The organism is Klebsiella sp. M5al, from assembly GCF_002090195.1.
In the GTDB taxonomy this organism is placed as follows: Bacteria; Pseudomonadota; Gammaproteobacteria; order Enterobacterales; family Enterobacteriaceae; genus Klebsiella; species Klebsiella grimontii.
Genome location: NZ_CP020657.1, coordinates 1,166,591 through 1,180,206 on the forward strand (window position 1 = coordinate 1,166,591; position 13,616 = coordinate 1,180,206).

General features: G+C 54.4%; 11 protein-coding genes. All 11 read right to left on the reverse strand.

The genetic code is table 11. The annotated features are described in order from the left end of the window. Position 1: 1 nt before the first annotated feature. Complete coding sequence (locus tag BWI76_RS05570; protein WP_004133811.1) at positions 2–412, reverse strand: hypothetical protein; 411 nt, start codon at positions 410–412, stop codon at positions 2–4. After that, a complete protein-coding gene (locus tag BWI76_RS05575) occupies positions 409–1,524 on the reverse strand; it encodes a glycosyltransferase family 4 protein (RefSeq protein ID WP_004133810.1) in 1,116 nt (371 codons plus the stop codon). The genes BWI76_RS05570 and BWI76_RS05575 overlap by 4 nt, the downstream gene beginning before the upstream one ends. Next, complete coding sequence (locus tag BWI76_RS05580; RefSeq protein ID WP_004133809.1) at positions 1,521–2,735, reverse strand: glycosyltransferase family 4 protein; 1,215 nt, start codon at positions 2,733–2,735, stop codon at positions 1,521–1,523. The genes BWI76_RS05575 and BWI76_RS05580 overlap by 4 nt, the downstream gene beginning before the upstream one ends. After that, positions 2,716–3,741, reverse strand: a complete 1,026-nt coding sequence (locus BWI76_RS05585) for a glycosyltransferase family 2 protein (RefSeq protein ID WP_004133808.1) — start codon at positions 3,739–3,741, stop codon at positions 2,716–2,718. The genes BWI76_RS05580 and BWI76_RS05585 overlap by 20 nt, the downstream gene beginning before the upstream one ends. Continuing rightward, positions 3,734–5,116 (reverse strand): hypothetical protein, encoded by a 1,383-nt coding sequence (locus tag BWI76_RS05590; protein WP_004133807.1) that lies wholly within the window; start codon positions 5,114–5,116, stop codon positions 3,734–3,736. The genes BWI76_RS05585 and BWI76_RS05590 overlap by 8 nt, the downstream gene beginning before the upstream one ends. Then, positions 5,107–6,324 (reverse strand): capsular polysaccharide biosynthesis protein, encoded by a 1,218-nt coding sequence (locus BWI76_RS05595; RefSeq protein ID WP_004133805.1) that lies wholly within the window; start codon positions 6,322–6,324, stop codon positions 5,107–5,109. The genes BWI76_RS05590 and BWI76_RS05595 overlap by 10 nt, the downstream gene beginning before the upstream one ends. Positions 6,325–6,329: 5 nt before the next feature. After that, positions 6,330–8,417 carry a GumC family protein gene (locus BWI76_RS05600; RefSeq protein WP_004133800.1) on the reverse strand — a complete coding sequence of 696 codons (2,088 nt, stop codon included), beginning with the start codon at positions 8,415–8,417 and terminating at the stop codon, positions 6,330–6,332. Between the two features lies 1 nt (position 8,418). Further along, on the reverse strand, positions 8,419–8,973 hold the full coding sequence (locus BWI76_RS05605; protein ID WP_004133796.1) for a polysaccharide biosynthesis/export family protein: 555 nt from the start codon (positions 8,971–8,973) through the stop codon (positions 8,419–8,421). Further along, positions 8,970–10,256, reverse strand: a complete 1,287-nt coding sequence (locus tag BWI76_RS05610) for an outer membrane beta-barrel protein (RefSeq protein ID WP_004133795.1) — start codon at positions 10,254–10,256, stop codon at positions 8,970–8,972. Before BWI76_RS05610 ends, BWI76_RS05605 begins: the two co-directional genes overlap by 4 nt. Beyond that, entirely contained in the window at positions 10,246–11,649 is a 1,404-nt protein-coding gene (locus tag BWI76_RS05615; RefSeq protein ID WP_004133794.1) for an undecaprenyl-phosphate glucose phosphotransferase, read from the reverse strand. Before BWI76_RS05615 ends, BWI76_RS05610 begins: the two co-directional genes overlap by 11 nt. Before the next feature lie 320 nt (positions 11,650–11,969). Next, on the reverse strand, positions 11,970–13,418 hold the full coding sequence (gabD, locus tag BWI76_RS05620) for an NADP-dependent succinate-semialdehyde dehydrogenase (RefSeq protein ID WP_004133793.1): 1,449 nt from the start codon (positions 13,416–13,418) through the stop codon (positions 11,970–11,972). Positions 13,419–13,616 lie beyond the last annotated feature (198 nt).

Consider the following 13,616-nt stretch of genomic DNA (forward strand, 5'->3'; position numbering starts at 1 on the left):
GTTAATTCACTTTATCGTGGAGGTTCACAAACCATGTCCAGATACCGACGTGAAAGTTCTTAAACACATCGATTCCCAGCGCGGATTTCAGCATATAGAGCGCCAGCAGCACGGCAAGAATGGCGAACAGCACGGCAAACGTAATCGCCAGGGTGGAAAATAGACGCCCGAGCAGCGTACTTTCCCGCGGGATTTTGCGCAGATCGCGACCGCATAAAAAGACTACAAAATATCGACGATGCAGAAACGGAAAGCTATGGCGAAAGTCGATACGATGGCGCGACGCCAGGCTCGATCTCACCAGCGCCTGTTCGATACCGCGTTTCTGCTCCGGCGTTAATGAACTTTCTGTTTCCGCATCAAGCGCGGAATAAAAGCGCTCAATGACCAGGTCGGATGTTGATTTTGTCACGGTTGACTCTTGTTCGTTAATCGCTGGTAGACCTGAGCCGTTTTCGCTGCAATGTCCGGCCAGCGGTATTTGGGCATTAACTGGCTGTAATCCACGGTCTCCTCGCCGCGCCAGGACTGGAGCTTTTGCGCTAGCGCGGCGACATTGCCCGTCGGAAAATAAACCTCCGCAGGCAGGCCGATCTCCAGGTTGGCGGGGATATCGCTGACGATAACCGGTAAGGACCAGGACATGGCCTCCAGCAGGGCAATGGGCAGCCCTTCGTGGTAAGACGGAAGAACAAAAAGCCCGGCCTGTGAGAACAAGGTATGCAGCGGATCGCCGCTAATAAAACCGGTCATGATCGCTCCCGGGGTAGCGGCCGCCTGTTTCTTCAGCCGCTCGCTATACTCATCCGGATGATCGGCATCGCCAATCAGCACCAGCGGCAGCGAACAGTTCGAGGCTTTGTAGGCGGCAAGCAGATCGTGCAGCCCTTTTTCTTCGACAAAACGGGCGACGGCGACAATGTATTGCCCGGCTTTCAGCGAATACTGATTCAGCGTGGCCTGTCGCGTCTCTTCGGCGGGAAGCGGCGGTTGGCGCACGCCGTTATAGATCACGTTAGCGTTGGTACGGCCGTGTTTGGTTTTAATCAGCGTATTAATCACTTCCGAGATAACAATAACTTCATTGGCATATTTCACCGCCCATTTCTCACCAAGACGCAGCATCTCTTTCGCCATTTTGCCCCACTTCTGGCGATCGTAGTCCGGGCCGTGGTGGGTAAAAACGACGCGCTTGCCGAGCAGGCGCAGCAGAGGGACCACCAGGCCAGGGCCGACCGCATGAACGTGAACCACATTTGAGCCGTCAAACAGGGTGCTGAAGGCTGCCAGCGTTGAGTGAATAATGGCTTCGAACTTGCGGCTTTTAGGCGCCCACAGGCTTTTTAACCGCACGCCTTTATATTCGCTGCGGCGGTAGTCAACGTACGGTGAGCGGGCAATGACGCAGATATCGGCGTGATTCTGTTGATAGATTTCCGGATAGAGATTCTGGCAATGGGTCTCAACGCCGCCCTGGACATTCGGAATACCGCGGGTGCCAAGCACCGTCACTTTGAGCTTCATTTCGCTTCCCCCACAAGCTGCTGATAGAGTTCCTGCAGAACCTGCATATGCCGGGCGAGATCGTATTTCTCTTCTAAACGCTGGCGCGCGTTGATGCCCATTTCCCGCGCCTGCTGCGGATTGGCGGCCAGGCCATCCATGATGCGCGCCAGCGCGTCGGCATCCCCGGGTTCCACCAGATAGCCATCAATGCCATCGCGGATTTGCTCCGGAATGCCGCCGATATTGCCGCCGACGACGGGGCGACCGAACGCCATCGCCTCCAGTACCGACATCGAGCAGTTTTCATAATATTCGGAAGGGACGATCACCGCCCGCGCGCCGCGAATCAACGCGTTGAGCGCTTCTCCGTGGCGCATATAGCCGAGAAATTCCGGACCGCTAAAGCGGGCGCGCAGGTCGTTGCCGAGAGGGCCATCGCCGACGATTTTCAGCGGCATGGGCTGCTGCATTTTTTGCTGCGCCAGCGCCAGGGTAGCGACGCCTTTCTCACGGCTCAAGCGGCCGATATAGAGGAAATAATCGCCCGCCGTATCGCCCGGGATCGTGGCGCTGGCATCAATACCGTTGACGATCGTCTCGATCCGTGACCGGGGTAATTTACGCAGCAGCGTCTGACGCATAAATTCGCTGGGAGCGATGATGCAATCGAGCATGGCGTAATTTTGCGCGAACTTTTGCCAGTAGGCCTCAAGCGACAGCAGCAGGCTTTTAAAGGTGTCGCCCTGCTGGCAACGATGGCGGAAGGCGTTGCTCACCGAACCAGTAAGACAGTCATCGCAAACGTGGCCATCGCGCAGCATGGTGTACGATGGGCAGACGATTTTATAATCGTGCGCGGTCAGCACGGTTTTGCAGCCAAAGCGTTTGGCGACGCCGATCAGCGCCGGCGTCAGCTGATGGTAAATATTATGAAAGTGCACAATATCCGGGCGCTGCGCCAGCAGCAGCGTATTGAGCTTGCTGCAGGCCTCCGCGTTGTAGATAAAGTCGATACCCGCTTTGAGCTTGCCCGTCAGCCCGTGGTTTTGATGGTAGTCCACGTTGTGTACGAAGAAGCTTTCCCAGGGCGAGGGTTTATTTTCTGCATGCTGCATGCTGAAGTCGACAACCTGATAGCCCGCTTGCAGCATAGCGTCTCGCTCCTGGAAAAATACGGTTTCCGCTCCGCCCTTAATAAAAAAGAATTTGTTAACGAATAATATTTTCATGTTCTGTCTGGATATGTTTTGGGTTGGAGACGGTCACGGCGGGTTGTTTCATCGGATCGCGAACGGAGTTCATGAGGCCTCGCACCATACCTGCGGAAAATAACGATAAGTTGATAACGCTCTGTACGCCGTCCCGCAGCGACTTATTTTTAATCGCCTTCAGGGCGATAAACGCCAGCAGCGGAAGCAGGGCGATAATAATCAAACCGGGATTTAACGACAGCAGGCAAATAATCAATACCAGGATATACAGCGTGAATATCAGTTCGTTGCGAACAATCTTAAGCGCGGCAGGAAAATGGTTTTTCCCCCAGCAGTTGCGTAATAGCTCACCGGGCGCCCATAAAAAACCGTTCTTCCAGCGATAGGTCAACATTCTAAACGTCGGCATGGTATAGGAAGCATGGCTAAAATAGGGCGCGGCGAGGCGGTGGAGTTTATAGCCCGCGGCCTGCAAGCGGATCCCCAATTCGGCTTCTTCATAGCCGTGGAGATTAAGGTTAGTCAGATAGCCAATTTTCTCGATTGCCGAGCGGCGATAGAGTCCGCCGCCGCCAAGATGGTCGGTATCACCCTGCGGATAAATAAGATGCAGGCGCTGCTTGCGCGATTTAAATTCATAGTTAGCGGCATCATCCATCTCGACGCTGCCCGCCACGCCAGCGTATTCGGGATGTTCTTCGAGAAAGGCGACGGCGGTGTCGAGAAAACCCGGCTCCAGCTCCATATCGCCGTCCAGCAGCAGCAGATAGTCCCCTTCGCTGAATAACCAGCCCAGCTGGTGGCCCACGCCGCAGCAGCGATCTTTCGCATTATCAAGGCAGACCACCATCGCGTCTTTGGCGATGGCCAGCTCCCGGGTGTTGTCGGTGGAGAGGCTATCGGCGACGATAATTTGATGCGGGTAAGGCTGCAATTGCTTGCGGACGCTGTCGATCGTTTTTTCAATCCCCTGCGCTTCGTTGAGGGTTTTAATGCTGACGGTAATTGATGGCGTTTTATTCATATTGGGTACCGGAGTTCAGACGGACGGAACGATGAATGACAATGAGCGCCCCGAGGGCCAGCCATAATAAAAACTGTAGCATGGGAATGATCATCAGGATCTGACTGTAGGGAAGGCTGAGTAAACAGCCGATGGCAAAGACGTAAAATGCAGGCGCGGAGCTGAGCAGCTGTAAATCTTCACGCTTTAGATCGTAGCGGGAAAAGGTCTCTTTGGGCCGCATGCCGATAAGAATAGAAGCAATCATGGCGATAAATAAGATCACGCCGATAATACCGACTTCCCACAGCATCATGCTTAGCGCGGTGGAATCGAGTATCAGATGATACCAGGCGCCAATATAGCCTGGGGAGACGGTACTGCCGCTGTTGGTCGCGTTCAGACCGTAGCCAAATAGCATTCCGCCGGGGCCAAAAAGTTCGTTATGCTTAAGCCAGAAGAAAATAGTGGTAAACCGGCCAAGCTCGCCGCTTTCCATAATGTAGTTAGTATCAAAAATATAACCGAGGGAATCGATAAATACCGAGAGCGCGCTTTTGGTCGGATCCCCGCCAAAGGCCGACGAGTAGTTGGAGGCGAGAATGGTGATAGCGGCAAAAATTAACACCACCATTCCGGCGGCGATTATCATCAACGAGCGCAGGGTGACTTTGCTGATGCCGCTGACGTAAGCGGGCATGATCCACAGCAGCGCCAGTAAGAACGGCGACAGCAGAATCACGAATTTTACCTCGCCCACCACGCAGAGGAAAAAGGCCAGCACGATATGCGCCGCCATCGATTTGAATGAACAGATACCGTGCTTAAATTCGGACACCTTCAGCAGCATAATCAGCAGGCAGAACATCCCCATGGCCGCGGTATTGCCGCCGCCCATCGGGTCGCCGCCAAACGTGCCGACTACCGAATCCCACTTTTCATCCTCACCGCGCAGGGCGACGCGTTTTGGCACCACTACCAGCACCTGATAGATAGCCAGCGGGAACTGGACGTAGAACAGCCAGTAAAAAAGCTGAGTCAGGCGATGCAGCTGCGACTCGCGAAACATACCAAGCAGCATGCAAAACATCACCAGCGACAGGGCCAGTTCGTTTTTAAAACCGACGATGGCGGTGACGATGCCGGATTGTAAAACGGTGGCGCAGAGGCTAAGGATAATAAAAGTCAGATACAGCGCCAGCACCACCTTCTCGCGGGCGCTGAGCGCGAGAGGCTGCTGCCGGCTTTGCATCATCAGCAGAACCACCATTACCAGCACCATGAAAAACGGAAGCCATAGTACGGCGACAACGCCGGTGAAATACTGCACCGTGCCGCAGAAGACGATGGTCGTCAGCGCGAATGCTTCCAGATAGCGACCGGTGTTTAGCTGCATATTTTCTGCTCCTGCCGGGAGAGCTGGAGCGCCCGCTTATTCATTTTCAACAGAATGAACAGATAGCGAATGCTGGTAAGAACAGAGAAGGTCAGCAGGGCAATTTCATAGCTCTGGCCCAATTCAGGCAGCGCGATAAAAGCGGCGATAATGATCAGCAGCTGCTCTATCTGAATGCGTAAAAAATAGCGTTTAGAACCAAAGATAAGCTCGATAACGGTCAGCGGACTGACGGCCAGGGCGGCGAACAGATAAGGCAGCATATAGCGTGAGGTCGGGATCGAATTGAGCCACTCCTGGCTGAAGCCCAGGCGCATAACCAGCGGATAGAAAATCCAGATCCCAAGGATACAGATCAGCGCCGCGGCCAACAGCAGCAGGCGAATTTTTTTGTATTCCGCATAGTTAAAGGTGTTGTTGCGAAAATCCATCGACCATTTTGAAAAGATGGAATTGCGCACCGCGTTACCGACAATCATCACCGGCGATAAGCAGAAGCGGCTCACCACCGAGAAATAACCCGCGACCAGCGGTGAAAACCAGACGTTAATCAGCATCGTCGGCAGATTGTTGCTGGCCATCGCCAGCACTTCCGCGCTGCCGACGCGGCTGAGATGCTGCCAGTGCTGGCGTGCGAAAAGGCCGTTGGCGCGCGGAGAAAAATGCGCCGGCGTCAGGGTGCTGAAGTGAAATAAACGCAGCAGGCACAGGCTGAGCAGCAGCAAAATGCCCACCATCCAGGCAATATAGAACAGGGTGGCGTTCGGCATCGCCAGCAGGGCTATCGCCACCACCAGCGACACGGCGATGCGCTGAAAGGTGAGAAACGGATAGTTGCCGCCGCGCAGCGAGAGGTTCTCGGCGATCAAAACCAGCGCATAGCCGAAGGTCAGCAGATAGAGAAACGCGATATTGAGATGGAATATCAGTCCGGTGATGACCGCCCACGGCAGCGCCAGGAGCAGGCTTTGCAGCAGGCAAAACACCACGTTCTGCCCCAGTTCATGCTCCTCCTGGCGCGGGATCAGCAGCTGCGACGCAAAAGTGCAAACCTGCGCGCCAATCAGCACGTTGCTGTAGATCATCGCGTAGTGCCCGACTTCCGCCATGCCGTAGCGATGGGAAATCAGCCACACGGAAAATGCGCCGATCGCCTGCGAGAGGACCGAGGAGCTGGCGATGGATGAAATACTCTTAATTAAATTCATGATCGCTACTTCGGTGAGATCAGTTCACCCATGCCGCGCTCCGGCAGGCGTTTGCCTTCCTGAGTCTCCAGGTTCTCTTCTTTCACCTGGTTAAGCATGATGGCGACAGGCGTTGGCGCAGCGGCGTGCAGACGGCTTTGCGCGTCGCGGACGCGGGACGCTTGCTCGCTGGCTTTCACCACCAGCAGGGAGATATCGACGTGCGGGGCCAGCAGCAGGCCGTCCTGCGCGAGGCCGAGCGATGGCGCATTAAGAATGAGCGAATCGTAGGTCTGCCGCAGCGTGGTCAGCAGGGCCGGGAGCCGTTGCGAGGTTAACAGCAGCAGCGTCGAGTCGTTCAGTTCGCCGCGCGGCATAAAATCAAGATTGTCGGCCAGAGAAACGACCGCCTGCGGCGTGGCGCAGCGGTCTTCCAGACGCGCGCTGAACCCTGTTTTATGCTGCGGATAGCGCGCGGAGAGCCCTGCGTTGGCCAGATAATCCAGGTCGATGAGCAAGGTTTTGCCTGACTTACTGGCCGACCACGCCAACAGTTCAGCTATCAGGCTGCTGCCGGCATGGGTCTGCGCCGAGGTCACCAGTATCGTACCGCGTGACTCAGTCTGGCCGAGCAGCGCCAGGCGCAGGCTGTGGATCATATCGGCGTACAGCAGATTCTGGAACGTCAGCTGCGCGCTGTTCGCCTGAGGCAGCAGCGGAAACTCCCCGCTGGCATCAAGGCCCGTTTTGGCTTTGAGTTCGCTGATGCTGTTCACCGTTTTGTCGAGCGCGGTGCTGACAATCAGGTACATGATATACAGCGCCAGCGCCATCAGGGTCGCCATCACGATAAGCAGACCGCGCTGCGGTTTAGAGGGCTGATTTGGCGGCACGGCGGCATCGTAGATCGCTTCGTCAGGAACCGAAAAAGTTTCGGAAAGCTTCTGCTCATTCGCCCGCTGATACAGCGATTTATACAGCTCCTCGGTTTTGTTCAGCGCGGTCATCATGGTGTTGTATTTGTCGCGCTTGGCCCCCAGCGCCTGGAAATCGGCTTTCTGGTCGTCGAGCATCTTCTGGTAGTGCTGCTCATCGTCCAGCGCAATCTGATACTGCTGGCGTAAGCCGTTAAGCAGTTCGCCCAACACCTGGCCTATCTGCCCGTTGACGACCTGTAGCTGGGCCTGGGCCTGAAGATATTTCGGATGCTTAGGACCGTAGTGTTTCGCCGCTTCCGACAGGTTACGCCGGGTCTGGATTAGCGCGATGCGCAAATCCTGAATCTGCGGATGGCCGGAAATTTCCGGCAGCGAGATGATCGCTTCCGGCGGTTTCCCCTGCTGACGGCGCACTTTATCCCATACCGTTTGCGCTTTCAGACGGCGCTGGGTGGCGTCGGCAAGATGGTTAATCACGATGCCCAGCCGCTCGGTCTCGTAGCCATCCATGCTGCGGAAGGTCAGCAGGCCGTTCTGTTTAAGAAAATCATCGATATCGGCTTTCTGGCGATCGAGCTTAGCGCGCAGATCGTCCATCATTTTTTCGTTCCAGCCCTGCGCCTGAAGCAAGGTTTTTTGCTTCTGCGCCAGGCTGTAATCGATAAACGCCTGCGCCACGCCGTTGGCGATATCGGCGGCTTTTTGCGGCGATTTCGCTTCCATGGAAACCGAAACCAGCTGCGTGGTGCGCACGCCGGAGATGGTCAGGTTTTTTTGCAGTGCGCGAACCGCGTTATTGACGCGCGTGGCCAGATCAAGATTATCCCCGCCGTTAAACTCGGGGTCTTGTTCCAACTTCATCGCCTTCACTGCAGCCTCAAGCACCACGCGTGAGCCCATCAGCGCATATTTGGTTTCATAGTAATCGCTGCGGGTGGAATCGTAGTTTTCCAGCCGCGGCAGGGGAGTGACGTCCTGCGGCTGCGCTTTAAACAGCACCGTCGCGGTTGCGGTATAGCTGGATGACATAAAGCGCGTCAGGATCCATGACGCCGCTGCCGCCACCACGACCACCACCAGGCACCAGATGAGCTTGTGCTTAATTTTGTTGAAATAAGGCGTGAAGTCGATAAAGCCTTCTTTCTTCTTTCCATTTTCAACCAATGAAATTGCCATATCAGAAGAAACTCATGCCAATGATAATGGTATCCCCAGCCTGTACGGCAGAGTCGGCGGCGACGTTTTCCAGCAGTTTACCGCCGCGAAACTGGCGAATGCGGATGTCGTGGCGATCGGCGCGATCGGTAAACCCGCCGGCCAGCGCAATGGATTTTTCCGCCGTTAAGCCGGGTTCCCATGCGTAGCCGTCCGGTTTTTTGACTTCGCCTAACAGATAAATCTTCCGGTATTCGGCAATGCTCACGGTCACCATTGGCGCCTGTAGATAGCTACCGCGCAGCTTATCGGCAATTTCGTTGCCGACCTGTTCCGGCGTTTTTCCTTTCAGCATCAGCGAGCCTATATAAGGATAATCAACGCTGCCGCTATTATCGATTTTTACGCGCATAGTGAGATCCTGCTCGCCGGAAACCGCGATATTGATCTCATCGCCCTGATCCAGATGATAAACGGCGTCCGGCGGCGTTCGGATCGTCTGCTGGGGAGCCGAACAGCCCGCCAGCCATAGCGCCAGAAGAGGAATAATCGCCCGTTTTCCATAGGTAAGGATCATATTTGTACCTGCGTCATAAAAATAATGGCCGAGTCGTTATAGCCCAGCGTGCGCTCGACCTCATGGTCATAGTCCGGGCCAATATAAAAGGCATCTTTTTCTTTATTAGAATGCATCGTGTTCCATTGCAGCTTCAGCTGAAAATTAACGGATGGACGGTAGTCGTAGTTGAAGGTGAGCGACACGAGATTTGATTGATCTTTGCGTCCGTTGGTCTGGTGCTTGTAATCCTCTGTAATATAAGAGTAATCAACCAGAGTGGAGAATCTGTCGACCAGCCAGTGGTGCTCATACCCCACACCGAAATTTGATACCAGAATATAGCCGCCGGAGTCGGTGGGATCTTTAATACGCTGCGAACTGTGTAAGTTGAGCTTTATCTGTTCAAGCGGTTTCCAGTCGGCGTTAATATCCCAGTTCAGGCCGTTGAACCCCTGTGAGTCGGGGTTATGGATGAAATCTTTATACAGCCAGGCAACGTTGCCGTGGATCTCGGTCTTGCCGGAAAGGCGGTTTTTCATGCCGACCAATAGATAGTATTCATTACTGTCTTTTAACGGGTTGAGCTCATAGCGACGCTGGTTAGTGATAAAACTATAGCGATAGCGCAGCGTTTTGGCTTTTTGATCAAACAGCTCGGCGACCAGGCTGTTTTCATGCCACTCCTGATCGTGCATGTAGTAATGAAAGTCGGCGCTGGCGTCCTCGATGCTGTCGAGATTGCGAAAGCGCAACTGCTTGTGCATGAGCGCGACTTCTGCTTTGCCGCGCCCTTCCGGGGCGCCGTAGCTATAGCGCAGTTCGCTGTTAAAGAAGCGCGTGGCGATAGGCTGATTAATGCCAAACTCTGTAAACTGCTCGGGGAGAAACCCCTCAGTGGTATCGCGGCCGCGCTCTTCATGACCAAACGTTTCATCGAGATCCAACGACAGCCCGTGCATGCTGCCGAAGCGCCACTTGCCGTTAAACATAAAAAAATGGTTGTCGCGGTTATCTGCGCTATCGCTGGCGTAGCGGCGGTAATCGCCGGAGTACATCAGTAAATAGCGGTCTTCGTAGCGCTCGCCGATGGCTTTGAAAATCGGCTTAACACCTTGATAAGCGGAGCCGATTTCATTGCCGCCGTAGCGTTGCCAGGTCACGTTGTCATTGTAACCTACGTCATAACCCACCTGGCTCTCGAAATCGATGCCAGCCACACCGGTATGTGGTTTAGCCTGCAGGTCCGCCCATGCGTAAGGAACCGCCAGTAGACCCGCGAGGAAAGTGAGTTCAGAACGCATTTTTCCCCACAAATCCGCGGAAAAACGTTAAAAAAACGATTTTGATATCCAGCAGCAGCGACCACGACTGTATATATTCCAGATCGTACTGAATACGTTTTTCCATTTTATCAATCGTGTCGGTTTCGCCGCGAAAGCCGTGAATTTGCGCCAGGCCGGTAATGCCGGGCTTCACTTTATGGCGGATCATGTAATTTTCCACCAGCAGGCGATATTGCTCATTGTGGGCCACCGCGTGAGGGCGTGGACCCACTATCGACATGGTTCCCTGCAGTACGTTAAAAAACTGCGGCAGTTCATCGAGCGAGGTTTTGCGTAAAAAAGCGCCAAAGCGGGTAATGCGCGGATCGTTACGCGTCGCCTGGGTCACTACCGCGCTGTTCTCCATTACGCGCATGGTTCTGAACTTCCAGACGGGGATCTGTTTACCGTTCAGGCCGTAACGGTTTTGTTTAAACAGAACAGGGCCCGGCGAAGTCAGCTTAATGCCGATCGCTACCGCCAGCATCACCGGCAGGCTGACCAGGGTAAAAAAAGCGCCAAGCACGATATCTTCGATACGCTTGAGCACCGCGCCTTCGCCTTCAAATGGCGACGTAAAAATGCTGATGGTCTGAATATTGCCGAACATCCGCAGCTGAGAAATATGTGAGCTGTAGGAAAAGAGGTCCGGCACCAGGAATACGTCTACGGTGGTGTCGGAAAATTCGTTCAGGAACTGGCGGATACGCTGCTGGGCGACCATCGGCAGGGCAATATAGACTTCATCGATTTCTCCGGCTTTCGCCAGCGCCAGCAGGTCTCTTGAGTTGCCTTTTTTCTCAATGCTGAGCAGGCGACTGTCGCGCTGAACGGCGCGGTCCTCAAAGAAGGTAATGTCTATCCCGTCGTGGGTATACTCCTTAAACAGCGCCTGCTCGATGGCCAGTCCGGCCGGCGTTATGCCTAAAATAGCCACCTTGAGTCTGGATTTGAAAAAATAGCGGCTGGAGATAACGCGAATAAGAAACATGCTAATAAATATGGCCATCGAACACAGCACAATTATTTCAGCCAACCGCACCGCGTTTGTGCTGGCGTGATTGTTCAGCAATAGTTCGGCGCTTACGAATAATAAAAATGACAACAGTCCGCTAATACAGACGCTGAAGAACAGCTTGGTTAATTTTTTTAAATATTGTCCCTTGAACTGACCGGAATATAACTGAAAGTGTTCATTAGCCCGGATAAAAATCAGTGAATATATTATTCCCAGGAACAGAGAGGCCGTTGAGGGTTCGACGAAAAAGTATTTTAAATAAGCGAAAATAAACAGGTTGACGGCAAAAAAATCCATTAGCTTCATCAGCTTGCTATAGCGGGCATTGTAAATCTTAATGGTACTATCCGTCATCTTTTTGCTCGTTTTATAGTCAATAAAATGATGTCCTGTCCTTCTTTAAAGCTGAATTTATGTCTATGAATCTATTGAAAAATTAAGCTTTAGATTGGCGTTGATTATTGTAGCCTACGATTAATCTTATGTCGAACCTGTCCATGACTGATAATCGATAACTTTTTATCATTGCCATTAAGCATAATGAATGATGATCCGGATTTAAGAGTAACAGAGGCTCGGTGGGCAAACTGGCGGCCGTGCGGGCTTCATGTTCCGGCCGATCCGCGATCGCGGGTGAAATCATCCGCGCCAGCGGGGGCTGGCGCGTTCATCGGCTAAATCCCAATACACATGTATTTGATTTCCAGGTAATCCTCTATCCCATACTTCGACCCTTCCCGACCCAGGCCGGAAGATTTAACCCCGCCGAAGGGGGCGACCTCGGTGGAGATAAGGCCGGTGTTAATCCCGATAATGCCGTACTCCAGCGCCTCGCCGACGCGAAAAACGCGGCCCAGATCGCGGGCGTAGAAATAGGCCGCGAGGCCGAACTCGGTGTCGTTGGCCTGAGCGATAACATCTGCCTCATCTTTAAAGCGGAATAGCGGGGCGAGGGGGCCAAAGGTCTCTTCTTTCGCCACTTTCGCATCGCCGGGGACGTCCACCAGAATCGTTGGCTGAAAGAAATTACCGCCCAGCTCATGGGCTTTCCCGCCGGTTACTACCCGCGCGCCTTTGCCCAGCGCATCGGCGATATGCTCCTGCACTTTAGCGATCGCTTTCTCGTCAATCAGCGGCCCGATAGTGACGTTCGGCTGCAGGCCATCGCCAATTTGCAGCTTACTGACCGCCTGCTGAAGCTTTTCGGCGAAGCGATCGTAAACGCTATCCTGGACGTACAGGCGATTGGCGCAGACGCAGGTCTGTCCGGCGTTGCGAAACTTGGAGGCCAACGCGCCTTCGACGGCTTTATCGAGATCGGCGTCGTCAAAAACGATAAACGGCGCATTGCCGCCCAGCTCCAGCGAGACTTTCTTGATATCTTTCGCGCACTGCTCCATCAGCTGGCGGCCAATTTCCGTCGAGCCGGTAAAGGAGAGTTTGCGCACTAACGGGTTGCCGGTGAGCTCACCGCCGACCTCGCTGGCCGAACCGGTAACGACGTTAAATACCCCTTCGGGGATCCCGGCGCGGTTGGCGAGCTCCGCCAGCGCCAGCGCGGAAAACGGCGTCTGGCTGGCGGGCTTGAGCACCATCGTGCAGCCTGCGGCCAGCGCCGGGCCCGCCTTGCGGGTGATCATCGCCGAGGGGAAATTCCACGGGGTGATCGCGGCGGTCACGCCTATCGGTTGCTTAATCACCAGCAGCCGCTTATCGGCCTGATGGCCGGGAATGGTGTCGCCGTAGATGCGTTTGCCCTCTTCGGCAAACCACTCGATAAAGGAGGCGGCGTAGCTAATTTCGCCTTTTGCTTCCGCCAGCGGTTTCCCCTGTTCCAGCGTCATCAGGCGCGCCAAATCGTCCTGATGTTCCATCATCAGCTCAAACCAGCGGCGCAGGATACTGGAGCGTTCTTTGGCGGTAAGGGCGCGCCATGCGGGCAGCGCGCGGGCGGCGGCATCGATAGCTTCACGGGTTTCCCCGGCGCCCATTTTGGGTACGTTGCCCAGCGGCTGGCCGTTGGCGGGGTTGGTCACCGCGAGAGTCTCTTTGCCGCTGGCGTCGCGCCAGCGTCCATTAATCATTGCCTGCTGGCGAAAAAGGGTAGGGTCGTTAAGTTGCATGATTGCGTCCTGTCTTAATCTGTTTTAGCAGTGAATGCGTCCGGCTCGGCGGGGACTGATACTCCCGGCAGACCCAGCGGCGTCAAACATTTGTCCCTGTTTAGTGTAGTCGAACGCGTTGAGGAAGCCGGGCGCCGGGCGTTTTTCGGCCGCAATAACCATCATTAATTTACGGTTATTTGAACTGGCGGTACGTTA

What these genes read in the sequence shown, in the direction of transcription:
- BWI76_RS05575 (WP_004133810.1), bottom strand. Translation starts at nt 1,524, where the DNA reads ATGAAGCTCAAAGTGACGGTGCTTGGCACCCGCGGTATTCCGAATGTC.
- BWI76_RS05580 (WP_004133809.1), bottom strand. Translation starts at nt 2,735, where the DNA reads ATGAAAATATTATTCGTTAACAAATTCTTTTTTATTAAGGGCGGAGCG.
- BWI76_RS05585 (WP_004133808.1), bottom strand. Translation starts at nt 3,741, where the DNA reads ATGAATAAAACGCCATCAATTACCGTCAGCATTAAAACCCTCAACGAA.
- BWI76_RS05590 (WP_004133807.1), bottom strand. Translation starts at nt 5,116, where the DNA reads ATGCAGCTAAACACCGGTCGCTATCTGGAAGCATTCGCGCTGACGACC.
- BWI76_RS05595 (WP_004133805.1), bottom strand. Translation starts at nt 6,324, where the DNA reads ATGAATTTAATTAAGAGTATTTCATCCATCGCCAGCTCCTCGGTCCTC.
- BWI76_RS05600 (WP_004133800.1), bottom strand. Translation starts at nt 8,417, where the DNA reads ATGGCAATTTCATTGGTTGAAAATGGAAAGAAGAAAGAAGGCTTTATC.
- BWI76_RS05605 (WP_004133796.1), bottom strand. Translation starts at nt 8,973, where the DNA reads ATGATCCTTACCTATGGAAAACGGGCGATTATTCCTCTTCTGGCGCTA.
- BWI76_RS05610 (WP_004133795.1), bottom strand. Translation starts at nt 10,256, where the DNA reads ATGCGTTCTGAACTCACTTTCCTCGCGGGTCTACTGGCGGTTCCTTAC.
- BWI76_RS05615 (WP_004133794.1), bottom strand. Translation starts at nt 11,649, where the DNA reads ATGACGGATAGTACCATTAAGATTTACAATGCCCGCTATAGCAAGCTG.
- gabD (WP_004133793.1), bottom strand. Translation starts at nt 13,418, where the DNA reads ATGCAACTTAACGACCCTACCCTTTTTCGCCAGCAGGCAATGATTAAT.